Origin of the sequence: Tabrizicola sp., assembly GCF_030373185.1 — a bacterium.
Lineage (GTDB): Bacteria > Pseudomonadota > Alphaproteobacteria > Rhodobacterales > Rhodobacteraceae > Tabrizicola.
The window spans coordinates 87291-111689 of sequence record NZ_JAUCZH010000006.1 but is presented as its reverse complement, the minus strand read 5'-3'; the positions used below and the strand labels follow the sequence as shown (position 1 = coordinate 111689).

At 65.2% G+C, this 24399-nt stretch carries 24 protein-coding genes; 12 read left to right on the top strand and 12 right to left on the bottom strand.

Annotated elements, in window-relative coordinates; translation table 11 throughout:
* Nucleotide 1 precedes the first annotated feature (1 nt).
* Together hrpB and QUV21_RS12865 are read left to right on the top strand one after the other, a co-directional pair.
* Nucleotides 2-2419 (top strand): ATP-dependent helicase HrpB, encoded by a 2418-nt coding sequence (hrpB, locus tag QUV21_RS12870; RefSeq protein ID WP_300855467.1) that lies wholly within the window; start codon nucleotides 2-4, stop codon nucleotides 2417-2419.
* A 159-nt stretch (nucleotides 2420-2578) separates the two neighbouring features.
* Nucleotides 2579-3793 (top strand): MFS transporter, encoded by a 1215-nt coding sequence (locus QUV21_RS12865; RefSeq protein ID WP_300855465.1) that lies wholly within the window; start codon nucleotides 2579-2581, stop codon nucleotides 3791-3793.
* Between the two features lie 51 nt (nucleotides 3794-3844).
* Here the strand turns inward: QUV21_RS12865 and QUV21_RS12860 are convergent, their stop codons facing one another.
* From QUV21_RS12860 to QUV21_RS12850, 3 genes are all read right to left on the bottom strand, one after another.
* Nucleotides 3845-4339, bottom strand: a complete 495-nt coding sequence (locus tag QUV21_RS12860; RefSeq protein ID WP_300855463.1) for a DUF1993 family protein — start codon at nucleotides 4337-4339, stop codon at nucleotides 3845-3847.
* Between the two features lie 121 nt (nucleotides 4340-4460).
* A complete protein-coding gene (gene argF / locus QUV21_RS12855) occupies nucleotides 4461-5387 on the bottom strand; it encodes an ornithine carbamoyltransferase (protein ID WP_300855461.1) in 927 nt (308 codons plus the stop codon).
* Nucleotides 5388-5473: 86 nt separating this feature from the next.
* A complete protein-coding gene (locus tag QUV21_RS12850; protein WP_300855459.1) occupies nucleotides 5474-6655 on the bottom strand; it encodes an aspartate aminotransferase family protein in 1182 nt (393 codons plus the stop codon).
* 458 nt (nucleotides 6656-7113) lie between these two features.
* On the opposite strand from QUV21_RS12850, the gene QUV21_RS12845 reads away from it, so the two are divergent.
* The 3 genes from QUV21_RS12845 to QUV21_RS12835 all read left to right on the top strand — a co-directional run bounded on the left by QUV21_RS12845 (nucleotide 7114) and on the right by QUV21_RS12835 (nucleotide 11290).
* The gene (locus tag QUV21_RS12845) at nucleotides 7114-8196 is read left to right on the top strand and encodes a Hint domain-containing protein (protein WP_300855457.1); all 1083 of its coding nucleotides are present in this window, start codon (nucleotides 7114-7116) and stop codon (nucleotides 8194-8196) included.
* A 152-nt stretch (nucleotides 8197-8348) separates the two neighbouring features.
* The gene (locus QUV21_RS12840; protein WP_300855455.1) at nucleotides 8349-8942 is read left to right on the top strand and encodes a GcrA family cell cycle regulator; all 594 of its coding nucleotides are present in this window, start codon (nucleotides 8349-8351) and stop codon (nucleotides 8940-8942) included.
* Nucleotides 8943-9079: 137 nt separating this feature from the next.
* Nucleotides 9080-11290, top strand: a complete 2211-nt coding sequence (locus QUV21_RS12835) for a spermidine synthase (protein WP_300855453.1) — start codon at nucleotides 9080-9082, stop codon at nucleotides 11288-11290.
* 12 nt (nucleotides 11291-11302) lie between these two features.
* Here QUV21_RS12835 and QUV21_RS12830 read toward each other — a convergent pair whose 3' ends face one another.
* Nucleotides 11303-13315, bottom strand: coding sequence for an AsmA family protein (locus tag QUV21_RS12830; RefSeq protein WP_300855451.1), 2013 nt, complete (start codon nucleotides 13313-13315; stop codon nucleotides 11303-11305).
* Between the two features lie 142 nt (nucleotides 13316-13457).
* Between QUV21_RS12830 and rimO the strand changes: the two genes are divergently transcribed.
* Nucleotides 13458-14852 carry a 30S ribosomal protein S12 methylthiotransferase RimO gene (gene rimO / locus QUV21_RS12825; RefSeq protein WP_300855449.1) on the top strand — a complete coding sequence of 465 codons (1395 nt, stop codon included), beginning with the start codon at nucleotides 13458-13460 and terminating at the stop codon, nucleotides 14850-14852.
* A 71-nt stretch (nucleotides 14853-14923) separates the two neighbouring features.
* Nucleotides 14924-15286: a thiol-disulfide oxidoreductase DCC family protein gene (locus QUV21_RS12820; RefSeq protein ID WP_300855447.1), complete on the top strand. Its 363-nt coding sequence runs from the start codon at nucleotides 14924-14926 to the stop codon at nucleotides 15284-15286.
* A 109-nt stretch (nucleotides 15287-15395) separates the two neighbouring features.
* Here QUV21_RS12820 and QUV21_RS12815 read toward each other — a convergent pair whose 3' ends face one another.
* From QUV21_RS12815 to QUV21_RS12800, 4 genes are all read right to left on the bottom strand, one after another.
* A complete protein-coding gene (locus tag QUV21_RS12815; RefSeq protein ID WP_300855445.1) occupies nucleotides 15396-15770 on the bottom strand; it encodes a hypothetical protein in 375 nt (124 codons plus the stop codon).
* Between the two features lie 143 nt (nucleotides 15771-15913).
* Nucleotides 15914-16288 carry a YigZ family protein gene (locus QUV21_RS12810; protein ID WP_300855443.1) on the bottom strand — a complete coding sequence of 125 codons (375 nt, stop codon included), beginning with the start codon at nucleotides 16286-16288 and terminating at the stop codon, nucleotides 15914-15916.
* A 150-nt stretch (nucleotides 16289-16438) separates the two neighbouring features.
* Nucleotides 16439-16690, bottom strand: coding sequence for a DUF6455 family protein (locus QUV21_RS12805; RefSeq protein ID WP_300855441.1), 252 nt, complete (start codon nucleotides 16688-16690; stop codon nucleotides 16439-16441).
* Between the two features lie 67 nt (nucleotides 16691-16757).
* Nucleotides 16758-17468 carry a M48 family metallopeptidase gene (locus QUV21_RS12800; protein WP_300855439.1) on the bottom strand — a complete coding sequence of 237 codons (711 nt, stop codon included), beginning with the start codon at nucleotides 17466-17468 and terminating at the stop codon, nucleotides 16758-16760.
* 135 nt (nucleotides 17469-17603) lie between these two features.
* Here QUV21_RS12800 and QUV21_RS12795 point away from each other — a divergent pair, with 135 nt between their 5' ends.
* The 4 genes from QUV21_RS12795 to QUV21_RS12780 all read left to right on the top strand — a co-directional run bounded on the left by QUV21_RS12795 (nucleotide 17604) and on the right by QUV21_RS12780 (nucleotide 20360).
* Nucleotides 17604-17846, top strand: coding sequence for a hypothetical protein (locus QUV21_RS12795; protein ID WP_300855437.1), 243 nt, complete (start codon nucleotides 17604-17606; stop codon nucleotides 17844-17846).
* A 74-nt stretch (nucleotides 17847-17920) separates the two neighbouring features.
* Nucleotides 17921-19024, top strand: coding sequence for a class II histone deacetylase (locus QUV21_RS12790; RefSeq protein WP_300855435.1), 1104 nt, complete (start codon nucleotides 17921-17923; stop codon nucleotides 19022-19024).
* 65 nt (nucleotides 19025-19089) lie between these two features.
* On the top strand, nucleotides 19090-19668 hold the full coding sequence (locus QUV21_RS12785) for a nitroreductase (protein ID WP_300855433.1): 579 nt from the start codon (nucleotides 19090-19092) through the stop codon (nucleotides 19666-19668).
* Nucleotides 19668-20360, top strand: coding sequence for an EI24 domain-containing protein (locus QUV21_RS12780; protein WP_300855632.1), 693 nt, complete (start codon nucleotides 19668-19670; stop codon nucleotides 20358-20360). The genes QUV21_RS12785 and QUV21_RS12780 overlap by 1 nt, the downstream gene beginning before the upstream one ends.
* 42 nt (nucleotides 20361-20402) lie before the next feature.
* On the opposite strand, the gene QUV21_RS12775 is transcribed toward QUV21_RS12780, so the two are convergent.
* Together QUV21_RS12775 and mce are read right to left on the bottom strand one after the other, a co-directional pair.
* Nucleotides 20403-20672 (bottom strand): DUF1467 family protein, encoded by a 270-nt coding sequence (locus QUV21_RS12775; protein WP_300855431.1) that lies wholly within the window; start codon nucleotides 20670-20672, stop codon nucleotides 20403-20405.
* Nucleotides 20669-21073, bottom strand: a complete 405-nt coding sequence (gene mce / locus QUV21_RS12770) for a methylmalonyl-CoA epimerase (protein WP_300855429.1) — start codon at nucleotides 21071-21073, stop codon at nucleotides 20669-20671. Before mce ends, QUV21_RS12775 begins: the two co-directional genes overlap by 4 nt.
* 155 nt (nucleotides 21074-21228) lie before the next feature.
* On the opposite strand from mce, the gene QUV21_RS12765 reads away from it, so the two are divergent.
* On the top strand, nucleotides 21229-21906 hold the full coding sequence (locus QUV21_RS12765) for a response regulator (RefSeq protein ID WP_300855427.1): 678 nt from the start codon (nucleotides 21229-21231) through the stop codon (nucleotides 21904-21906).
* Nucleotides 21907-22000: 94 nt separating this feature from the next.
* Here QUV21_RS12765 and QUV21_RS12760 read toward each other — a convergent pair whose 3' ends face one another.
* Nucleotides 22001-23044 (bottom strand): formylglycine-generating enzyme family protein, encoded by a 1044-nt coding sequence (locus QUV21_RS12760; RefSeq protein ID WP_300855425.1) that lies wholly within the window; start codon nucleotides 23042-23044, stop codon nucleotides 22001-22003.
* Nucleotides 23028-24386 carry a sulfatase-like hydrolase/transferase gene (locus tag QUV21_RS12755; RefSeq protein ID WP_300855423.1) on the bottom strand — a complete coding sequence of 453 codons (1359 nt, stop codon included), beginning with the start codon at nucleotides 24384-24386 and terminating at the stop codon, nucleotides 23028-23030. The genes QUV21_RS12760 and QUV21_RS12755 overlap by 17 nt, the downstream gene beginning before the upstream one ends.
* Nucleotides 24387-24399: the final 13 nt, after the last annotated feature.

The window sequence follows — 24399 nt, the reverse complement described above, 5'->3', positions numbered from 1 at the left end:
GATGGACGCGCTGCCCGTCACCTCTGTTCTGCCTGCGCTTGGCGCTGCACTGGCCGCGCGCGGAGTGGCGGTGTTGCAGGCCCCCCCCGGCGCAGGCAAGACGACGCTTGTGCCTTTGGACCTGCTGGAGCGCGGGGTGGCGGCGGGGCGTATCCTGATGCTTGAACCCCGACGTCTTGCCGCCCGCGCTGCCGCCGAACGCATGGCCGAGACCTTGGGCGAACAGGTCGGCCAGAGGGTCGGCTACCGGATCAGGGGCGAAGCGAAGGTCTCTGCTGCCACCCGGATCGAGGTGGTGACCGAAGGCATCCTGACGCGGATGATCCAGTCGGACGCGGAACTGTCCGGCGTGGGGCTGGTGATCTTTGACGAATTTCACGAACGCAGCCTGAATGCCGATCTGGGGCTTGCGCTTTGCCTTGAGGTGCGGGGCGCGCTTCGGCCGGACCTGCACCTTCTGGTCATGTCGGCCACGCTGGATGCAGCCCCCGTGGCGGCCTTGATGGGGGATGCACCGGTCATCACCTCGGAAGGGCAGGCTTTTCCGGTGGAAACCCGCTGGCTGCCCCGCCCCCCCGGCGCAAGACTGCGGCTGGAGGCTGTGGTGGCAGGCGCGGTTCGGCAGGCGGTGGCGGAAACCGAGGGCGGCATTCTGGTCTTCCTGCCGGGCGAAGGCGAGATCCGGCGGGTCGAGGCGATGTTGCGCGATCTGCCGGGCTCTGTGCTGCGCCCCTTGTTCGGCGCGATGGATTTTGCCGCCCAGCGCGCGGCCTTGGCCCCGGTGGCGGGGCGTAAGGTGGTGCTGGCGACATCCATCGCGGAAACTTCGCTGACCTTGCCGGATATCCGGGTGGTGATCGATGCGGGCCGCGCGCGGCGGGCGCGGTTTGACGCGAATTCGGGCATGTCACGGCTGGTGACGGAACGGGTGACCAAGGCCGAGGCCGATCAGCGCCGGGGCCGGGCCGGGCGGGTGGCCAAAGGGATATGCTACCGGCTTTGGACCAAGGGCGAGGAAGGCGGGCTGGCCCCCTTCCCCCCCGCCGAGATCGAGGTGGCCGATCTTGCCGGGCTGGCGCTGGAACTGGCGCTTTGGGGCGGGGCTGACCTGCCCTTCCTGACGCCGCCGCCGCCCGGCCCGATGGCCGAAGCCCGGGCCTTGCTGCACGGGCTTGGGGCGCTGAACGACAATGGCCACATCACCCCCCATGGCCGCAGGCTGGCCGCCCTGCCGCTGCATCCGCGCCTTGGGCATATGCTGGCGGTGGCCGGGCCAGAGGCGGCTACGCTGGCAGCCCTTCTGGCCGAGCGCGACCCGTTGCGCGGCGCGCCGCCGGACCTTGCACGCCGAATGGAGGCGGTAAAGCGCCCGCCTCCCGAGGCGCATCGCCCGACCATCGAGCGGATCAAGGATGAGGCGCGGCGCCTTGCGGCCTTGATCGGAACCGGGAGAGCCGAGACAGGCAGCGGCCTTTCGCTGGCCGAAATGGCGGCGCTGGCCTATCCCGACCGGATCGGGTTGCGGCGGAAGGGCGAGGCTCCGCGCTGGGTCTTGTCGGGCGGCAAGGGGGCGGCAATGGCGGCGGGGCTGCCCTTGTCTGGCGCGCGGCTGATCGTGGCGACGGACCTTGACGGCGACACGCGCGAGGCCACGGTGCGGCAGGCGGTGGCGATCTCCGAGGTCGAACTGCGCGGGCTTTACGCCGACCGCATCGGCTGGGAGGAAGTGTGCAGCTGGTCGCGGCGTGATGGCAAGGTGCTGGCGCGGCGGCAGGAACGCTTTGGCGCACTGGTGCTGGACGACCGGGCATGGGACGCTCCGCCCGAAGCGGTGGCCCGCGCCGCCCTGGAGGGGATCCGCCAGCTTGGCCTGCCATGGACCCCGGCCGCCCGCCGCCTGCGCGCCCGCGTCCGGCTGGGACGCGGTGACGGCTGGCCGGAGGTCGAGGATGCCGATCTGCTGGCAACCGCCGAAGACTGGCTTTTGCCCTATCTGGCGGGTCTCAAGACCGAGGCCGATCTGCGGAGCTTCGATCTGGTTCCGGCGCTGCAAGGCCTTCTGGGCTGGGACCGGCTTTCAGAACTCGACCGGCTGGTGCCAGCCAGTTTCGAAACCCCGCTGGGCCGCAAGATCGCCATTGATTATGACGGCGAGGTGCCGGCAATCGAGGTGCGACTGCAAGAGATGTTCGGGGTCACGGTGCATCCGGTCGTGGGTGCGGCGCGGATGCCGCTGCGGATCACCCTTTTGTCACCCGCCCGCGCGCCGGTTCAGGTGACAACCGACCTGCCCCGGTTCTGGGCCACGTCCTACGCTGATGTCAGGAAAGACATGCGCGGCGCCTATCCGCGCCACCCATGGCCCGAAGACCCGACCGAAGCCGAACCCACCCTGCGGGCTAAGCCGCGCGGGACATGAGGGGGGCGCAAGAGTTTTCGAAAACTTTTGCAGGTTCCTGCGAAGGAATCTGAGCCCCGCGATCCGATCTTTCAATCCTGCAACAGCAGTTGACCTCCACCCCCCTTTCGCCCGCCCCGCAGCGGGCATATGACGGCGCTAACATATCAGGGGCAGACCATGCGGGACGACAGGCAGGCGCGGCGGGCGCGGTGGGCGGTGGCGGCCATGTTCATGGCGAACGGCTTTGTCATGGGGGCATGGGCGCCGCAGATCCCGCTTCTGATGCCGCGCCATCAGGTGACGGAATCCGTCCTTGGCCTCTTGATCCTTGTGCTGGGGCTTGGCGCTGTCACCGCGATGCTGTTCGCCGGGCGGCTGATCAGCCTTTATGGCGGCCGCAAGGTGCTTTCGGTCTTTTCGTTAGCGCTGATCCCGGTACTGCCGATGGTGGTCTTTTCGCCGAACCTTTGGGTGCTGGCGGTGTTCATGGCGGTCTTTGGCGCAATGGCTGGCTGCATGGACGTGGCGATGAATGCCCAGGCGGTCGAGATCGAGCGCCGGCTTGACCGGGCGATCATGTCGTCGTCGCACGGGTTCTGGAGCCTTGGCGGCTTTATCGGCGGGTCGGCGGGCAGCTTTGTCATCGCCTATTGGGGGTCCGAGGTGCAATCGCTGGCCACGGCGGCGGTGGTTGCTGTGCTGGTGACCGCAGCAATGCCGTTCCTGTTGCCGGGCGAACCTGCGGCACGGCCCGTGGCGGCAGTTGGCGCGGAGGGCAGCGGGGCCAAGGGACCGCGCCTTTTTCCACGTGATTTCCATGTCTGGCTTTTGGGGTTCCTTGCGTTGTTTGCCATGGTGCCAGAGGGGGCCGTGCTGGATTGGGCGGCGATCTATCTGCAAAAGGAACTCGGGTCGGATGTCTTTGTCTCGGGCCTTGGCTTTGCGTTCTTTGCCGGGGCGATGGCGGTCATGCGCTTTGCCGGCGACAGCGTGCGCAACCGGTTTGGCGCGGTTCGGACTTTGCGGTTTTCAGGTCTGCTTGGGGCTGCCGGCATGATGGGGGGCGCTTTGGCGCCCTATGACTGGGTGGCGATTGCCAGCTTCTTTGTCGCCGGACTTGGGGTGGCGAATATGGTGCCGATCCTGTTTTCGGCGGCGGGCAATCACCCGCGCCTGCCGTCGGCGGTGGCGATCTCGATTGTCACCATGGTGGGCTATTGCGGGATTCTGGTCGCCCCGTCCTCGATCGGGTTTCTGGCCGAAGCGGTGGGCTTCCGGCCGACCTATGCCGGGCTTTCGGTGCTGTTGGTGATCGTGTCGCTGCTGGCGACCCGTGCGGCCGACGCCGACGAGTTGCGCCGCCTGCCTCGCAGCGAGGCCTTGCCGGCCTGACCAACGGCCAGCAAGGCAGAGGGCCGGGCGGGCGGGAGGCTTATGCCCGCCTCATGGTGCGCCCATGTAATCGCGCTTGCCAAGGTCCACGCCGCTGTGGCGCAGGATGTCGTAGGCGGTGGTCACGTGGAAGAAGAACTGCGGCAGCGCGTAGAACGACAGGAATTCCTCACCTGAGAGGGTCAGGTCATGACCCCCGGCCTTGAAGGTGATCTGGCGATCCGGCGCATGGGCGAAATCTTCGGGCTGGAAACTGGCCATGTAGCCGCGAGCCGCGGCGATGCGGTCTTGCAGTTCGGCAAAGGTGGTCTCGGTGTCGGGAAAGCCCTTCGGATCCTGTCCTGCCAGCCGCGCGCTGCCACGGGCGGCGAAGTCGCAGGCCAGTTGCACCTGTTTCACCAGTGGGAACATGTCGGGAAACAGGCGGGCGGCCAGAATGACCTCGGGCTTGATCTTCCTTGCTTCGCAATGTGCCTCGGCGCGGGCCAGAATGGTGGCGAGGGCGGACAGGAAGCGGTCGAAGACGGCGACGGAACGGCGGTGCATGATGGCTCTCCTTATTGCGGCAACGGTGGCGCTGCACCGGGGATGGAGTCAAGCACAGCCAAGCAGGAGGTTCGGGCGACCCCCTTTGCCCGGTCCATTTGTGGCCCCACCATTGCCCCGTTCACTGGCCGAGGCACCAACGCATGATCGCCTTTTGCGCGTGCAGACGGTTTTCAGCCTCATCGAAGATCACCGAATGCGGGCCGTCCATGACCGCCGAGGTCGCCTCGTCATTGCGGTGGGCGGGCAGGCAATGCATGAACAATGCATCAGGCTTGGCGCGGGTCATCAACTGTTCGTTCACCTGATAGGGACGCAACTGATTGTGGCGGCGTTCCTTGGCGGATTCGGGGTCATGCATCGACACCCAGGTGTCGGTGACCACCAGATCAGCGCCTTCGACCGCAGTGAACGGGTCACGCTGAATGGTAACCTTTGACCCCTTTTCGCGGGCGAAATGGATGAACTTTTCTTCCGGGTCCAGTGTTTCTGGCCCCGTAAAGGTGAAATCGAAGCCAAATTGACCGGCAGCGTGCAGGAAGCTGGCCGCCACGTTGTTGCCGTCGCCGCACCAGACCACCTTCTTGCCCGCGATCGGGCCGCGATGTTCTTCATAGGTCATGATGTCCGCCATGATCTGGCAGGGATGGGTGCGGTTGGTCAGGCCGTTGATCACCGGCACCGTGGCGTGTTCGGCCATCTCCAGCAGCGTCGCCTCTTCAAAGGTGCGGATCATGATCAGATCGACATAGCGCGACAGGACGCGCGCGGTGTCGGCGATGGTCTCGCCATGGCCAAGCTGCATTTCCTTGCCGGACAGGACCATCGTTTCGCCGCCCATCTGCCGGACGCCGACATCAAAGCTGACACGGGTGCGGGTCGATGGCTTTTCGAAGATCAACGCGACCATATGGCCTTTCAGCGGCTGGTCATCATCGGGCGAGCCCTTGGGGCGGCCGTTGCGGGCGGTCTTCATCGCCTGAGCCGAGTCGATCATCGCGCGAAGGGCGGCGGGGTCGGTTTTGTGGATATCGAGAAAATGGTTCATCTGGTTTCGCTTCTTGCACCGGTCGAACCGGGGGTTTCACACCCCCGGACCCCCGTGGAGTATTTGAAAAAAGAGCAGGCCCGGGGTCAGGCGGCAGAGGCTCTGAGCGCGGTGGCGGCCTGATCAAGGCGGCCAAGGGCTTCGGCGATGTCTTCGTCGGAAATGTTCAGCGCCGGCAAAAGGCGCAGGACATTGTCAGCGGCGGCGACGGTCAGGATGCCGGCGGCATAGCCGACCTTCACCAGATCCGCCGGGGCAGGTTTGCATTTCAGGCCCAGCATCAGGCCCTCGCCGCGCACGCTGTCAAACACGTCGGCGTGGCGGGCGACAAGGCTTTCAAGGCCCTGGCGGAACAAGGCTCCCTTGCGGGCAACCTCGGCCAGGAAGGCGGGGTCGGAGACGATTTCGGTCACTTTTGCGCCCACCGCGCAGCCAAGCGGGTTGCCGCCGTAGGTGGATCCGTGGCTGCCCGCCGTCATACCGGACGCGGCGCGTTCAGTGGCCAGGATCGCGCCCAACGGAAAGCCGCCGCCGATGCCTTTTGCGACCATCATGATGTCGGGCGAGACGCCCGCCCATTCATGCGCGAAGAGACGGCCGGTCCGGCCCATGCCACATTGCACCTCATCGAAGATGAGCAGGGTGCCGGTGCTGTCGCACAGATCGCGCAGGCCTTTCAGGCATTGGTCCGGCACCACCCGGATGCCGCCTTCACCTTGAATCGGTTCGATCATCACGGCGCAGGTCCGGGTCGTGATCGCTGCGCGGATCGCGTCATGATCGGCCCATTTGAGGTGTCTGAAGCCGGGCATGAGCGGGCCGAAGCCCTTGACCATCTTTTCAGATCCCGCCGCCGCGATGGCGCCGGTAGAGCGGCCATGGAACGCGCCTTCGAAGGTGATGATCTCTGTCCGTTCCGGCTGACCAGCCTCATAATGGAACTTGCGGGCCATCTTGATCGCAAGCTCGGCCGTTTCAGTGCCGGAGTTGGTGAAGAAGACCGTATCGGCGAAGGTGCGGTCGACCAGCATGTCGGCAAGCCGCTGTTGTTCGGGGATCGTGTAGACGTTCGACACATGCCACAGCTTCGCCGCCTGTTCGGTCAGCGCCTGCACCAAAGCGGGATGGGCATGGCCAAGCGCGTTCACCGCGATGCCCGAACCAAGGTCAAGATATCGCTGCCCATCCTCTGCCAGAAGCCAGCTGCCTTCGCCTTTGACAAAGGAAAGCGGTGCGCGATTGTAGGTTGGCAGAACGGATGGGATCATGATCGGTCCTCGGGTGAAGGCCCGTTGGTGCCAAAGGCAGGGGGCCAAGTCAACGATGCGGAGGGGGACAGGACAGGGAAATGCAGGCCAAACGGCCCCGGAGGCCTTAGCGGCGTCGGATCGGGGCAGCGGAAAGGGCGACGTGGATTTGCATGGGGCCGTCATGACTGGGGCGGGCGCAATTGGCAAGCCCCTTTCCCGGGACTTTGCGATGCCGGGTAGGTGACGAGGGTATCAGCCCGGCCCGATGGGCGGCGCTGACCGGACGTGCCATGCCGAAAATCGCCGATGGTCCGGCGTCACCGGCAAACATTGCTCGATCCCGGTTGACGTCGCGTTGACATTTTTCTGAAATTCGTTCTGTGCTTCAAGCTGGGTTCCGCACCCGAACCGGAACAGTTGGCAAAGACGTGAAGCGACGGTGTTCCCGGTCCTCGCTGCCCGCGACGGAGGCAAGGATGGCGACCTACAGACTTGGCTTCCTTGGCTTTGGCCAGATCAGCGTGCAGGCGTTGTCGGGGCAGACCGGCACCCTGACGTCCGCGGATGCAGTCATGGGACTTGGGCCGGCTGGCACGCGGCTGCGAATGAAAAAAGCCCCGGCCGATCTGACCAGCCTTGTCATCGAGGAAGAGGACACCGCAGAAACTGGCGTGCTGTCCGGTGAGCCGCGCAGGACCGTGGGCACGGGCAGCCGGTTTGGAACCCCCGGAGAACGGGTCGATCTGGCATGGCGGGCGACGCTCAGGACCAACACGGTTCCCGCCAGCGAGGCCGAGGTGCTTGGGCTGCGGGTCGGGGGTCATGTTGTCGGGCTGGTCACAAGCGCGGCGCTGGACCCGGGAGTGCAGTATAGCGTTTTGCGCTCTGCTCCGCTGGACCGCACGGTGCCATTGCGCCGATTTGCCGCCATTGAAATGGCAAGACAGGACACGGCAACGCCAGACCAACGCCCTTGGGAGCCGATCTTCTGTCTGACGTTCGGGACCATGATCGACACCCCGGACGGGCCAAGACTGGTCGAGCAGCTGGCACCCGGTGATCTGGTCAGCACGCTGGACAACGGATCCCAGCCGCTGCGCTGGATCGGGGACCGGCATGTCGCACCCGCCGAGTTGAACAAGCATGAGGCCCTGCGCCCCATCGAGATATCCGCCGGTATGATCGGCAACCACCGTCCGTTGATCGTCGCGCCGCGGCACCGGATCCTGTTGAACGACTGGCGCGCCCAAGTCTATTTCGGTGAGGACAATGTTCTGGTTCCGGCGCGCGCACTGGTCAACAGCAGCACAATCCGGCAAATCCAGCCGGAACACGGGGTGACCTATGTGCATCTGCTGTTTGACCGGCATGAAGTGATTGTCTCGGAAGGGGCGCTGTCGGAGAGTTTTCATCCCGGAGGCGGCGGTCTGGGCAAGCTGGATCCCAAGCATCGTGAAGAGATCGCGTCCCTGTTCCCCGGCGGGGCGCTGGAGCGCCGGCGATCGGCCTTTCCGATTGTGCGGATGGCAGAGGCCCGGGCCTTGCAACTTCCGGGCTGACAACCGGGCGCGAACCGGGGCGGAAACAGCCCGCGGATGCTGTCCTTGTCGGAGCGGCTGACGGGGTCTTGCGGGGATGATGCCGCACACCCTTGCGGCCCCCAGCCCTGCCCGGATACAATGGGGTGTAATCAAGACAGGCGGAGAGCAAGATGTCCTGGACGGACGAGCGGGTCGAGACGCTCAAGCGCATGTGGGGCGAGGGCCAGTCGGCCAGCCAGATCGCCAAGGAACTGGGCGGGGTGACGCGCAATGCCGTGATCGGCAAGGTGCATCGACTGGGCCTGTCGAACCGCGTCGGCGGCAAGGAGGAAGAAGAGGAGGCCACCGCGGCACCTGCCCCGGTCGCCGCAGCACGGCCCGAGCCAGCGCCCCGGCCGGAACCTGCCGCTCCGCGCGCCGAGCCGCCGCGCCCGGCGGCACCAGCCGCCGCCCCGGTGTCGAACGTGACGCCGCTGCCGGTGCGCAAGGCGATCATCCCCGCGGGCCAGCCGCTGCCTCCGCAACCCAGCCTGAACGAGATCAGCCCCGAAGCCCTTGCCAGTGTCCGCGAAGTGGAAAAGCGTGCCAAGCGGCTGACGCTTATGGAACTGACCGAACGCACCTGCAAATGGCCGATCGGCGACCCGGCGACGGATGACTTCTGGTTCTGCGGTCTGCCCAGCCTTCCCGGCAAGCCCTATTGCGAAGCCCATGTGGGCGTGGCCTTCCAGCCGATGAGCGCCCGACGCGACCGTCGTCGTTAAGTCTGATTGGGATAAGAACAGGGTGCGCGGTCGACATCGGCCGCGCATTTTGCGTTGTTTGCGCTCAGTTTCGCCATATTTCCGGTGATTGTAGCATTTCAGGCAACGTAGCCTTGAAGCAACACGGAGCGGGTGGAGTGTCAGTTTCAATGGAAAGCATGGGTGTGGCGCGCGGACGGGTGCTGATTGCGGTCCTGTTCACGGTCACGATCTTTACCAGCGCTCTGCTCCTGTTCTTTGTGCAGCCGCTTTACACCCGAATGATCCTGCCACAGATCGGCGGGGCCGCGGCGGTCTGGACCACCGCGATGCTGTTTTTCCAGACCGTGTTGATTGGCGGCTATCTTTATGCCCATCTGCTCACCCGGCGCCTTTCTGTCGGGATGCAGATTTCGGTTCATATCGGACTGTTGCTGCTTGCGCTGACGGCGCTGCCGCTGGCGGTGCCGGACACCTGGCGCTATGACGCGAGCGCGCCGGTCGTGACCCAGACCCTGTGGCTTTACGCGCTGGGGGTCGGCCTGCCCTTTGCGGTGCTGTCGGCCAACGCGCCGCTGATCCAGTCATGGTATCGGACAAGTGGCGGCCCCAGCGCCAACGATCCCTATTTCCTTTATGCCGCAAGCAACCTTGGGTCACTGATCGCGCTCTTGGCCTTTCCCTTGATCGCCGAGCCCTTGTTCGGGGTCGCGGCCATCTCGATCGGCTGGTCGGTGGGGTTTGTCGTGCTGGGACCGATGCTGTTGCTGTCGGGGCTGGCCGCGCGGGGGGGAGCAGTCGAAGCGACAGCACCCCAGGCGCAGGTGTCCGGTGCGCCGGGCGTGGCGGTGCAGACCTTGCGTCCGATCACCCTTGGCTGGTGGGCGTTGCTGGCGTTTCTGCCGTCCTCTCTGATGCTAAGTGTGACGTCCAAGATCAGCACCGATCTTGGGTCGTTCCCGCTGGTCTGGGTGGTGCCTCTGGCCCTGTATCTGTTGACATTCGTGCTGGTCTTTTCGGCCCGCTCGCCTTTGACGGCTGGCCGGTTGCGGGCGATCGCACCGGCAGCATTGGCGGTCTTGATCTTCTATTGCCTGAAGCCGTCCGCCTCGCTTGCCGGATTTGCCGCGCTGCTTCTGGCGTTTCTGGTGATCAGCCTTCTGGCCCACAGGCTGCTGTTCGATGCCCGGCCCGATGCCCGCCACCTGACCGTGTTCTACCTGACCATGTCGGTCGGCGGGGCGATCGGGGGGGTTTTCAATTCGATCATCGCCCCGCTTGCCTTTGACCGGCTGACCGAGCTTCCACTGACCGTTGCCGTGATTGCACTTCTGCTGCTGACGCCGTCAGCTCGGAATGTGCCGCGCCACATCGCGCTTGGGCTGGTGATGGCCTTCGTGGCGGTCTTGCCGATGCTGCTGCCGGTTCCCGACCTTGCATTCGACTCCGCGACGATCAAGGTCGGGCTGACAGTCGGGCTTCTTACAGCATTCATCGTCTTTCTTGGCCGTCTGCGGCTGGCAGCCGTTACTGCCGTCGTGGCGGTGCTGGGCCTTTGGTCCACAACAGAGCGTGGCGATCTTCTGTTGCAGGACCGCAGCTTTTTCGGGGCGCATCTGGTGGTGGACCGCTCCGATTTCCGGGCCTACTCCAACGGTACAACCTTGCACGGCGCGCAGTTCCGCAACGAGGCGGGCGAACGGCCGACGCCGCTGCTTTACTATCATCCGAACGGGCCGATGGCGCAGATCGTTAACGGCACCCCCGGCAGCCGTGCGCAATCGGTGGGGATCGTCGGGCTGGGGATCGGCGCGCTGGCCTGCTATGCGCGCCCGGGACAGGATTGGCATTTCTACGAGATCGACCAGAAGGTCGTGGACATCGCGCAGGATCCTGACCTGTTCACCTTCATGTCGGACTGCGGCAAGGCGGCCAGCCTGCATCTTGGCGATGCACGGATCGTGCTCCAGGGCCAGACCGACCTGTCCTATGATATCCTTGTCATCGACGCCTACAGTTCGGACGCGATTCCGGTGCATCTCGCCACGGTCGAAGCCATCCAGCTTTACATCGCCCGCCTGAATGCGGACGGGCTTTTGGTCTTCCACATCTCGAACCGCTACTACGACCTGTCGCAACCTCTGGCCGCAGCGGCCAAGGCGCTTGGCCTTGTGGGCCGGGTTCAGGAGCGCGCGGGCGACGCGGTGACAGAGGCCGTCGGCGACATTCCGTCAACGGTGGTCGTGCTTGCATCGTCGAGCGCTGCCCTTGGCGACCTTGCCACCGATCCGCGCTGGCAGCCTTTGCCCGAACCGCGGATATCGCTTTGGACGGACGACCACGCCAACCTGTTGTCGGCCCTGCGCTGACCCGTGGGCGGGTCAATCCCCGCCCAGAATGTCTTCGAGGAGCTTCCGCGCCTCCTCCTCCAGCACCTGTTCGGCCCCGCGCCGGGCAGCATCGCCAAGGGTTTCGTCTTCGCCGGCAACCACCCCAAGCTCATCGCGCAGCCGGGCTTCAAGTTCGGCCTTGGCTGCGGCTTCGGCGGCCTTTGCCGCCTCGCGGGCGCGTTCTTCCACGGCCTTCGCTTCCAGTTCCATCTTTTCGCGGGCGATGCCTTCCAGATCAAGCCGGAAACGCGGTTCGGCCCATGGCCCGGTGATCAGCAGCGGCACCATGACCCCCCCGGTGCCATCCTCGGCCGACAGCGCGGTCGGGCGCAGGCGGTAGTCGAGGGTGCGGTTGCCAAGACCGACCTCACCCTCACCCGAGGCTGTCAGATAGGGGGCAACCAGCTTCAGATCGCGGTTTGACAGGGTACCGTCCGCGATGGTGAAGGTTCCGGCAAGACCGTCAAAGATGGTCTTCTGCCCCTCGCCCACAAAGCCGGGATCAAGGGTACGCAGCATTCCGGCGATATCGAGCCCGCGGAGTTCACCCTGCCCAAGTTCCAGCGCCCCTTCACCCCGCAATCCCTGCATGATCGCCGCGACCGAATTGCCGACGCCAAGGAATTGAAGTTCCAGATTGCCGGTCGAGACCAGACGGTCATAGCCCGCAAGGTCTGCCAAGAGCGATTGCATGTCGATGCCGGTAAAGCTCAGCTTGCCGCCAACCGACAGCCCACCCCGACCATTTACGACAAACTCGCCGCCGATCTGGCCGCCATAGCCCGCCATCTGGCGAATTTGCGTAACTGCACGGGCGCGGTCCAGCGTGAACAGGGCGCGCGTCTCGCCCAGTTTCAGGACGCCAAGATCAAGCGAGGGCGCGGCCAGTTCGATCTCGGCATCAACGGACCCAAGGGCTGAAACGTCGATCATCCCGTCGGGCCAGCCATCGGCCTGCATGCCGCCAGCCGCGCCGCCGCCCATATCGCCCTGCGGGCCGGTGCCAACCCGGATCGGCCCCGCCGTCAATTGCCCAAGGATCTTGGGACGCGCATCCCCGGGGCGCAGGTTCAGATCACCGGTCAGCCGGTTGCCATCAGCCTCGATCACCACGCCGCGCAAGATGGCGGCACCGTCGCCGTCAAGCGTCACCTGCCCTGACAGCGCCAAGCTGTCCTTGCCGAACCCGGCCGCCGGCTGGTCCAGCCCAGCGCCCAAGAGCGCGCCGAGCGCGGGCAGATCGGACAGGTCCGCCGCAAGCGTGCCTTCGGCGACCAATGGCGCAAAGCCGCCGCGACCGTCAAAGGCAAGCTTGCTTCCCCCGGTGGTCAGGTTGGCGGTCAGCGGCACCACCCGTCCGGCGGCGAAAGCAGAGTAGACACCGCCGGTCAGATCAAGCGTCACCAGGCTGCCACCGCTGCGGCCTGTAGCGGCAAGGGTGAACATGCCAGAGTAATCGGGGATCGACAGGCGTGCATCCACCGCCTCCAGCGCGATGACCCGGTCGGATTGGCGGTCATTGAAGCGGATGCTGCCATTGGTGATCTGGCCCGCGTCCAGCGTAAAGGCACTGGCGGCGGCAGGCACCGACCCCGTCGTAACCGATCCCGTCTCATCGGGCAGCAAGATCCAGTTTTCCCGCCCGTCTCCCGCGCGTTCAAGGTCGATCTGCGGCTGGTCTGCGGTCAGGCCAAGGATCTTGACCTCCCCCCCCAGAAGCGCGCCAAGGTTGATGTCGACGGTCAGGCTTTCGGCCCTGAACAGCGGCGCTTCGCTGGTGGCCCAATCGGCGTTGGCAATGCTGACCGGCCCGGTTGTCACCCCAAGGCTGGGCCAAAGACGCGGCCGCACATCTCCCTGAAGCGCAAGGGCGCGCCCGGTCATGCTTTCGAACTTTTCCGACACGGCTGCGGCCACACGGTCCGCCGGCACCATCGCCAGCAAACCAAGGCCCAGCAGAACAACCACTGCCAACCCGACCCCGAAACGGATGATCCAGCGCATGCAATCCTCCGGCAAATCATGGCGTTCGACCGAGTCTATGCCCCGGCCCCCTGCTTGCCAAGCAAGCCCGCCCCCTCCGGCATCAAATGGCCGAGAGGGGCTGGGTCTTCCCAGCAACCCGGAGGCCCTGTATAGGGCGGGAATGTCAGAAAATCCGCCGATCCTTCGCCCCGACCTTGCCCGCGCCCTTGTCCCTGACACGCGTCGGGCCAAATCCGACGGGTCGTTCCAGCCGACCATCGGCATGGTGTCGCTTGGCTGCCCGAAGGCCTTGGTCGACAGCGAACGCATCCTGACCCGGCTGCGGGCCGAAGGCTATGCAATCAGCCCAGACTACAAGGGCGCCGATGCGGTGATCGTGAACACCTGCGGTTTTCTGGACAGCGCCAAGGCCGAAAGCCTTGAGGCGATCGGCGAGGCGCTGGTCGAAAACGGTCGGGTGATCGTGACCGGCTGCCTTGGGGCGGAACCCGAATACATCACCGGCGCGCATCCAAAGGTGCTGGCCGTGACCGGACCGCATCAGTATGAGGCCGTGCTGGACGCGGTCCACGCTGCGGTGCCGCCCGCGCCCGACCCGTTCATCGACCTTCTGCCCGCGACGGGCGTTTCCCTGACCCCGCGCCACTACAGCTATCTGAAGATTTCCGAAGGCTGCAACCACGCCTGCAAGTTCTGCATCATCCCTGACATGCGCGGCAAGCTGGTCAGCCGCCCCGCCCATGCCGTGTTGCGTGAGGCGGAAAAGCTGGTCGAGGCCGGGGTGAAGGAACTGCTGGTGATCAGCCAGGATACCTCGGCCTATGGGGTGGACCGCAAGCACGACCTTTCCCCCTGGAAGGGCGGCGAGGTGCGCGCCCATCTCACCGACCTTGCGCGCGAGATGGGCAAGCTGGGGGCCTGGGTGCGGCTGCATTACGTCTACCCCTACCCGCATGTCCGTCAGTTGATCCCGCTGATGGCCGAGGGGTTGGTGCTGCCCTATCTCGACATCCCGTTCCAGCACGCCCACCCGGATGTTCTGCGACGTATGGCCCGCCCGGCGGCGGCGGCCAGGACGCTGGACGAAATCGCCGCATGGCGCGCGATTGCCCCGGATCTGACGCTGCGGTCGACCTTCATTGTCGGCTACCCCGGCGAGACCGAGGCGGAGTTTCAGACCCTGCTTGACTGGCTGGACGAGGCTCAGCTGGATCGGGTCGGCTGCTTCCAATACGAAAACGTCGCCGGGGCGCGGTCGAACGTGCTGCCAGACCATGTGGCGCCCGAGGTCAAGCAGGACCGCTTTGATCGCTTTATGGAAAAGGCCCAAGCGATTTCCGAAGCAAAACTGGCCGCAAAGGTTGGAAAAGTGCTGGAGGTGATCGTCGATGAGGTTGACGATGAAGGCGCCACCTGCCGCACCAAGGCCGATGCGCCGGAAATCGACGGCAACCTGTTCATCGACGAAGGCTTTGACGGGCTGGCGCCGGGGGATATCGTCAAGGTTACGGTGGACGAGGCGGGGGAATATGATCTCTGGGGCCGGTTGGCCTGACAACTTGGTCCGTCCAACCCTGCGGCAGCCTGCCCCCTGATCTGGTCCGTCCGGCGCACTATGTTCGGCAAATGGCCGAAGAAACCCGCGTTCTTTACAATGAAACCTGCCCGGTCTGCCGGTTCGAAATCGACGCCTACCGGCGGCGCGCGCTGGCGGATGGCTTGCCGATCCGGTTTGACACGCTGGACAGTGCAGCCGAATGGGGCCTGACCAACGATCAGGCGGCGCGGCAACTGCATGTCTGGCAGGATGGGCGCGTGCTTTCGGGGCTGGCGGCGTTTCGTGCGCTTTGGTTGGCGATGCCGCGCTGGCGTTGGCTTGCCAGCCTGACCGGCCTGCCGATCTTGCGACCGCTGAGCGAATGGGTCTATGCCCGAATTCTGGCGCCTTTGCTTTACCGCGCGCATTTGCGGCGCATGCATCGTCCCTGAGTTCATGCCCCATCAAGGGTAAGGCGCCGCATATGGCTGAAGGGGGGCTGTCGCCCCCCTTGCCTGACAGTGGGCCAAACCTTGACCCGTTGCCCTTTTCGCCCGGAAATCAGGCCCGCCGAGCCAGATTCACCAGCCAAAGGACTGCACCAAGCAGAATTGCGGCCTCAAGGATCGGGAAGACCGGGCCGATGGTTTCGGGCGCGACTTTTCCGGCCATCATCAACCAAAGGCCCACAAGCAGAAGGAATGCGCCAACCTGATGCAGCCAGAAGTGCAAGCGTGGAAGGAGCCCCTCATCCAGACCCGGGATCAGACGGTAGCCGATGCCGAAAAGCGTCATGAGCGTGAAACCCAGAAGGTTGATGTGAGCATGAACAGGCGCAAGCGTGTGGTCGCCGCTTGCCCCCATGTAGGCACCAAAGCTGATCCCGACGATCAGGTAGGCCGCACCGGTAGTCAGGAAATTCCGTGATAGATTCATTTCAGTGTCCCCCGGTAGTTGCAGGCTGGTTCGCCTAAGAATTAGGCTACCACAATTCCCGCTGCCCGAAAATAATCCATTCAGTCATTCAGATCTGGTCTTTCGGAGCCAAGACTCGTCGGAGCCAAGACTCGGGGGCAAGATCAGGATTGCGCTGGCGCCCCTCTGCGCAATGCCGCCAGCGCCGCACGGGTGCAGGTCACGACATGGGCAAAACGGTCACCGCCCAGATGCACGCCGCCATACCAGCGGGTCACCACGACGATGTGGTCGGTCAGGCCCTCACGCTCCAGCATCTTCAGGATCACGGCCCCGGCGCCAGCCTCGCCGTCATCGCCCTTCAGCGGGCCGCCGTCGGACAGAACCGCCGCCCAGCTATGATGCGTCGCCTTGGCAAACTTGCGCCGGGTGCGGAGGGTCTTGAGAAATTCGTCGATCTCCGCACGGGTCCGCACTGGCCCGGTGGCGGCGGCATAGCGGGAACCCCGATCGCGCAGCAGGTCTTCAAGGATGATCATGCGGAAAGTTTCGCACAGCCCGGGCAGTTGCGCAGCCCCTGACTGGACGGAAATATCTGGAAAAAAGGCGCCCGACCGGGGAAATGGTCAGGCGCCCTAGTCAGACGCGATGCCAGGGGGAAGGAACCGGGACACCGCGCAGGGAAAAACTCAAGCGACCAGCGCTTCGATACCCACCTTGTTCGGGCAGAACTCCGGCATTGTCCGCGCCGGACCTGACCGCATCAGCCATGCCTCGCAATCCGCCTTGCGCCGACAGGCGGCGCAACGAATGATGAGGTCTTCCAACTCTTCGCGCTGAAGCCAGCCCTCGACCACGGCGCGTGGCAGGTTGACCCCGCTGATCCGCGCCATGCCACGGGTCAGCCACCAGGCTTTTGGTGCTTCTGGATATCCGATCATTGCCAGACCCTCTTGGCTATCATCAGCCCATGTTGAGCCTTGGCGAATATCCTTGCCTTGACGCAGATCAACCGCCCTGCAGCCGTCGCACTGTCGCGGCCACCTGCGCCTTGCGCTGCGCGTTTGGCGGGTGGCTGCCAAGGAAGCGGTCGCCGGGGTCGGGCAGGCGGTCAAAGAAACCCGCGCCAAGGATCGGATCATACCCCGCGATCAGCGCGATCTCGGCCCCCAGGGCATCGGCTTCCAGTTCGAACTCACGCGAGTAGCTGCGCGCCGCGACCTGGGCGCCAAGGTTCTGGGCGGCGCGGATCTGGTCGGGGGACAGCCCGTTGGCCTCGGCGATCACTCCGGCCAGAACGGCACCGGTCATCGCCTGATCCTGCCGCCGGGGGATATGGCCCGCGATGTGGTGCGCTGCCTCGTGGCCAAGCACGAAGGCCAGTTCATCCGCGTTGCGGGCGTCGCGAATCAGCGCAAGGGTAAAGCCGACCACCGGTCGGCCTTGACCGTCAATCGTCTGGAAGGCGTTCGGCGGCTGACCGGGGCGGTCATCGACCACGATCCGGAAATCGCAGTTCCTCGCGATTCCACGGGTGCGGCACGTCTGTTCAGCCACCGGTTCCACGGTGGCGACGACCTGAAGAAAGGTCAGGGCGGCAGCCCGGGCCGTCTGGGCCACCGATGACGGGGCGGGGGGCGCTGGGGCCGGAGGGGCCGAAATCGGGGCCACGCAACCGCCAAGCGACAGGATCAGGGCGGCCAACAGGGCAAAGCGCATGGGAATCCTCGGACCCGGGGCGTCAAGGGTAGCAAATCCCGGGGCCGGGGAAAGGGTGGTTCACGCAGGTGTCATGGCTTTGATCAAGATTGCCTTGCCGTTGCCATCCGGTGTCATGGCAGCTAGGATTTCCACATGTTCACCATCGAGCACGAATTCGACGCCACCGTGATCACCCTTGTCGACGAGGGGGAGGATCTGCCCTTGGTCGAAGACGTGGTGATCACCGCTTTCGAAGATTGCGTGACGATAGATCAGGTCGACCCCCGCAGCGAAGAAGTGCTGCGGATCACCCTGTCCCTGGGCCAGTTGCGTGATCTGGCGGCGGCGCTTAACCTGCCCGAAGGCAGCTATCGGCTGGAACGCAACCCGGACTGATCGGGCGGCCCCTCTCCCCTTCTGGCCATTCGCACCGAAGCTGCCTAATCTGCCCGCAAGGGGAGAGCGCATTCATGACAACCGCCTTTTATTCCGACGAACGCTGCTTTTGGCATGGCGGCGGCAATTATGCCTTCACCCTGCCGGTCGGCGGGCTTGTGCAACCGATGCCAGCCGGTCTGCCGGAAAACCCGGAAACCAAGCGGCGGCTGCGCAATCTGATCGAAGTGACGGGCCTGTCGCGCCACCTTGCGATGCGCGGGGCCGAAGCTGCGACCGACGCGGAACTTGCCCGCGTCCACCCCGAAAGCTACCTGGCCAGTTTCAAGGCCATGTCGGATGCCGGGGGCGGTGAATTGGGCCTGCGCACCCCTTTTGGCCGGGGTGGCTATGAAATTGCGGCCCTGTCCGCAGGACTCGCCACAGCGGCGCTGCGGGCGGTGCTGACGGGCGACGTGCAGAACGCCTACGCCCTGTCGCGCCCACCCGGCCACCATTGCCTGCCGGATTTCCCGAACGGCTTTTGTCTTTTGAACAACATCGGCGTGGCAGTTCGTGCGGCTCAGGCCGAGGGGCTTGTGCGCCGGGTGGCCGTGATCGACTGGGACGTCCACCACGGCAACGGGACCGAGGCGGTATTCTGGGAAGACCCCGAGGTTCTGACCATCAGCCTGCATCAGGACCGCAACTACCCGATGGACACCGGCGGGCTTGACGCCATGGGTGGCGGCGCGGGTCTTGCTGCGAACCTCAACCTGCCCCTGCCGCCCGGCACCGGCCATGCGGGCTATCTTTACGCAATGGACCGCGTTGTGCTGCCCGCGTTGGAGCGGTTCCGCCCCGAGGTGATCATCGTCGCCTGCGGCTTTGATGCCGCAGCGGTGGACCCGCTGGGCCGGATGCTGGCAACCGCGGAAACATTCCGGGCGCTGACCGCCCGGGTGATGGATGCTGCCGACCGGCTTTGCGACGGGCGGCTGGTTTTGGTGCATGAGGGCGGCTATTCCGAAGTTTATGTGCCGTTTTGCGGCCATGCCGTGCTGGAACAGCTTTCTGCCGCGCCAGTCAGCGCCCCGGATCCCTTGGCCGATACGCTGGCGAAACGTCAGCCGGATGCGCGGTTTGATGCGTTTGTCGCTGGCTGGATTGACGATGCGGCGGGCAGGCTTGGGCTGTGACGCCGGGCGCTGGAAACCCGACAGCCGCCCGGCTAGGGTAGCGGCGCAACATGCCGGAGTGACCGATGCCCGCCCGCAACCAAGCCGCGCTTGATTTCCTTTTGTCCCGCCGATCCCGCCCGGCAAAGCTGTTCACTCATCCGGTGCCGGACCGCGACCAGTTGGCCGAGATCCTGACCGCAGCCCTGCGCGTGCCGGATCATGGCAAGCTGGAACCGTGGCGGCTGGTCGTGGCGCAAGGCGATGCCTTTGCCCGGCTGGCCGATCTGGCCGAGGCGCGGGCGCATGCGCTGGGGGGTGACGCCGAAAAGGTGGCCAAGGGACGCGGGCAATATGATGCGGGCAAGCTGGCCGTCGTGGTGATCTCGTCTCCGAAACCCGCGCCCAAAGTGCCAGAGGTCGAACAGCGCCTGTCCGCGGGTGCGCTGTGCCTTGGCATCGTGAACGCGGCCGAGGCGGCGGGCTGGGGTGCCTGCTGGCTGACCGGCTGGCCCGCGCATGACCCAGAATTCGCCGCTCAGGCCTTTGGCTGCGGCCCCGGTGAGACGGTGGCGGGCATTGTCCATATCGCCACCCCGCCCGCCGATGCCCCCGACCGCCCGCGCCCCGACCATCTGCGCCTGACCACATGGCTTGACGCATGATCTTCACCGCCTTCCTGCGGGCGCTGGCGCAACTGGGCGACCGCCGCTTTCGCCGCGTGGTAGGGGTTGGCGTTCTATTGGCGCTGGCGCTTTTGGTTGCGGTTTATGCGCTGTTTCTGCAAGCGGTCTGGTGGATCACGCCCGACAGCGTAGACGTGCCGTTTGTCGGCGTGGTCACGGGGCTGGAAACGCTGCTGGGCTGGGCCTCGCTTTTCCTCATGCTGGGGCTGTCGGTATTCCTGATGGTTCCCGTGGCGTCCGCCTTTACCGGCTTCTTCCTTGAAGACGTGGCCGAGGCGGTCGAGACGCGGCACTACCCCCACCTGCCCCCGGCCCGCGCCCTGCCGATGGTCGAGGCGCTGCGCCAGTCGGTCAATTTCATCGGGGTGGTGGTGGTGGTGAATGTGGTGGCGCTGTTTCTGTATCCAATGGTCGGACCGGCGACGCCACTGGTGTTCTGGTCGGTGAACGGGTTCCTGCTGGGGCGTGAATATTTCACCCTGGTCGCCCTGCGCCGCCTGCCTTTGCCCGAGGTGAAGGCAATGCGCAGCCGCAACCGCTGGAGGCTTTGGCTGGCGGGGACGCTGATGGCGGCGCCATTGTCGCTGCCGATCATCAACCTTGTTGTCCCGGTGCTGGGGGTGGCGACCTTCACCCACCTGTTCCACCGGCTTGCCGCCTCTGGCCGCTGAAAACCGGGCGATCAGTTCCGTGGTCCGACCCGCGATTTCGCCTTATGGCCCCATCCTGCCGAACCAGTCCAGATCCCGCAGCGTGATCCAGCCTGACAGGATCACGCCGCAGATCACTGCCCAGATCGGCGTTGCGATCAGGGTGGTCAGCTTGGCTTTCCTGCCCACGATCTCATCGGCCGGGGCGCCGGGCGGGGTGCCGGGCTCCACATGGCCGGTGTCGGATTGTGACCGGGTGCGGACCTGAAGCACGACGAAGAAGGTCATGAACCAGGTCACGGCATACATCACGAAGGCTGCGGTGATTGTCATGCCTGTTCAAGCTCCACCAGACAGCCGTTGAAGTCCTTGGGGTGCAGGAACAGGACCGGCTTGCCATGCGCGCCGATCTTCGGCTCACCCGACCCCAGAACCCGTGCGCCGGTGGCTTTCAGATGGTCGCGCGCGGCAAGGATGTCATCGACCTCATAGCAGATGTGGTGGATGCCGCCCGAAGGGTTCTTTTCCAGAAAGCCAAGGATGGGGGAGTTTTCGCCCAAGGGATGCAAGAGTTCGATCTTGGTATTGGGCAGTTCGATGAAGATCACCGTGACGCCATGGTCCGGTTCGGGCTGCGGTGCGCCGACCTTGGCACCAAGGGCGCCCCGGTATTGCGCGGCGGCGGCCTCAAGGTCTGGCACGGCGATGGCGACATGGTTCAAACGGCCGATCATCGGTTGGGCTCCCTGCTGGCTGTGCTGGCAGGTTTATGGGCGCGCGGCGCGGGCGGCGCAAGCGTCAGGCGGTCGCAGCCGGGTTTGGCAGCCGGGTTTACCGCCTGTTTACCTAGCGTGGTGCAGGCTGACCGCAGGCAATCAGGGAGATGACGATGCCCTTTCCCCCCAACTCTCCGCTGGTGACAGCGGGCCAATCGACGCCAGACGTTCTGCCCTTTCGCGGGATCACCCTGCTTGTGGTCGAAGACAGTCGCTTTACCTGTGATGCGCTGCGTCTGATCTGCCAGCGCGCGGGCGGGCGGTTACGCCGGGCGGAAACCATCACTTCGGCCCGGGCGCATCTGGCCTGCTATCGGCCGGATGTGGTGATCGTTGACCTTGGTCTGCCCGATGGCCGGGGTGAGACGCTGATTGCCGAGGTGGCCGCAAGGGGCCTGCCGGTTCTGGCCATAAGCGGTGATCCCGATGGCCGCGCCCCGGCCTTTGCGGCGGGTGCGGCGGGGTTCATCGACAAGCCACTTGGCAGCATTGCCGACTTTCACCAATTGATTCTTGGGCTTTTGGGAACGCAGACGGCGGAACCCCTGCCCGAAACAGTGCCTGCCGCCGACCCGCTGGCCTTGCGGGATGATCTTCTGCGCGCGGCGGCACTTGTGGCCGCGCGCGGGGCCGACATTGCCTATGCAGCGGGCTTCGTACGCAGCCTTGCCCGCGCGGCAGGGGATCAGGGGCTGGAACGGACCGCCTTGCAGGCAATGACCGGGACCGGGCGGCAAGCGCTTGGCCTGATGCTGGCCGACCGCCTTGCCGCATTGGGTGAGATGGCGTGACCGGCCCGCTGGATTCACCCGTCAGATGGCGACCGGCAAGGCCGAAAAAAACAACCGGGACGGTGAGTGTCTGTCCTGTGTGGCGCAAGGGGCCTTACCGGCTGACGTGCGATGCCTCGGGAAAGCCTGCGGAGGGCTTTCCATCAAGGGCCGGTGCATCCATCGCCACCCGAAAGCCGATGTGACCGGTGCTGCTGTCGGGCGTGTTCTGGGTGCGCGAGTGAACGAAGTATCGCTCACAGTAAGACGCATGGCACAGGTGCGACCCGCCCCGCATGACCTTCCGGTCACCGGTTTCCGGGCCGGTAGGGTTGGCAAGGGGCGGCAGCCTTGGCGCAGGCAAGGGGCCGAACCAGTCTGCCACCCATTCCCAGACATTGCCGGTCATGTTGAACAGCCCATATCCGTTGGGCGGAAAGCTGCGCGCGGGGGCGGCACCGGCATGGCCATCCTCGGCCGTGTTCCGATGCGGGAAATCCCCCTGCCAGACGTTGTGGCGGTGTTCGCCCCCCGGCACCAGCGCGTTGCCCCACGGAAATTTCATCCCCTTCAGCCCGCCTCGGGCGGCATGTTCCCATTCCGCTTCGCCGGGCAGTCGGGTGCCGGTGAACCGGGCGAAAGCGGCGGCGTCATGCCATGATACATGCACAACCGGGTGATCCATTCGCCCCTCGATGGTGCTGCCGGATCCTTCGGGATGCGCCCAGTCCGCACCAAACACCTGCCGCCACCACGGCGTATGGGGCGCATGTCTGGGATGTGCCGCAGGGTCGGCCAAAAATACTGCAAAGACGAAGGACCAGCCTTCCCGCTCGGCCGTTGTCTTGTAGCCGCTCTCCGTCACAAAACGCGCAAAAAGACGATTGGTGACGGTTGTCTCGGACAGCTCGAACCGGTCCAGCCGGACCCTGCGGCGCGGACTGTCAAGATCGACGGCATATCGCGACCTTGCCGCCCCCATTTCCAGAAACCCGCCCGGGATCTGGCGCATCCCGGCCATGACCTCGGACCGGAGCGTTTCCGAGGCCGCAGCGTGTGGCAGGGAAACGGCCCCCTGGCCCTTGGCACCCGGCGTTGCCGGCAGGCAGCCGCAGCCGCCCGCGCCAGCCTCCGGGTGCGGATCAGTCTTCCGGATCATCGCCATCCGCCGCTGTCAGCGGCACCAGATTTTCCGGCGCGGTGATGTCAAAGCCATCCCCAGCAGCAACCGCGGCCAGCCGGTCGCGAAGCCCGGCAAAGGCCGGATGCGCGGTGCCAAGATCGCGCAGTTGCCAGAAGTCCTCCTCGACGTCGAACAATTGCCAGCTGTCGTCCGCATAGCGGATGATCCGGTAGCGCCCGCGCCGCATCGAGACATTCTTGCCGTAATAGGACGCAACCTCCCGCTCCGGGTCGCGTAGCCCCGTCATCATCGGCCGGAGCGACCGGCCGTGCCGGCGTTCGGAGCCGGCGAGCCCCGCGAAATCAAGCACGGTCGGCCCAAGATCAACCAGCGCCACCGGATCGGCGACCACGCGGCCCACCGGATCGGCGGGGTCGAAGATCACGAAAGGCACCCGCAACGACTGTTCCCACATCGTCGTCTTGCGATAGAGATTGCGGTTGCCAAGGTGGAAGCCGTGGTCCGCAACCAGGATGATCACGGTATTGCCCGCATGAGGCGAGGCCGCCAGCACATCAAGCACCCTGCCAAGGTGATGATCGCCGTGGCTGTAGGCGGAAAAGTAGTTCCGCACCGTCTTTTGCCAGAAATCCTCGGACCTGAGTTCAGTGCGCTCGGGATGGTGGACGGTCGAAAAGGCATTGTCGGTGAGATAGCCGGTCCAGTCGGGCGGCTTTCGCAGGTTCTGCGCGTCATACATCTCCTTGAAGCGCGCCGGGGTGATGTGCGGCACATGCGGGCTGAAAAAACCGACCTCGCGATAAAAGGGCTGGGGACCGGAGTAGCTTTCCAGAAAGGCTATGGCCGAGTCCGCCACCTGATGATCATAGTATTGGGCATCATCCGGCCCGTCCGGTGTGCCAAGGCCCTTGCGGAAGCCGCCATAGGCCCGTGCGCGCCGGCGCAACTCTTCCGGCAAGCCCATGTCATCCGAAAAGAGCTTGCGCCCGTCCGAGTAAAGCGCCGCATGGGGCGCGCGGGGCAGGGGCTTGTAGCGGTGATGCACCTTACCGCCGGACGAACAGAAATAGCCCGCCTCTTTCAGGTGGTGGCTCCACACCGCCTCGGGCGTGACCCTTTCGAAGACGAAGGTACTGTTGTCCACGATGCCCAGCTCGTTCGGCATCATCGTCGTCATCATGCTGGCGCGCGACGGCCCGCAGATCGGGGCTTGGGCATAGGCCGCGTGAAAGGCGGTCGAGACCGCGCAAAGCCGGTCAATGTTGGGCGTCTGCAACGGTTCGTTGAAGACGGTCTTGTAGGGCCAGGGCGCGACGGCATCGTCGAAGCTGACCAGAAGAATGTTCTTTCTTTCCATCGCCCTGTCTTCC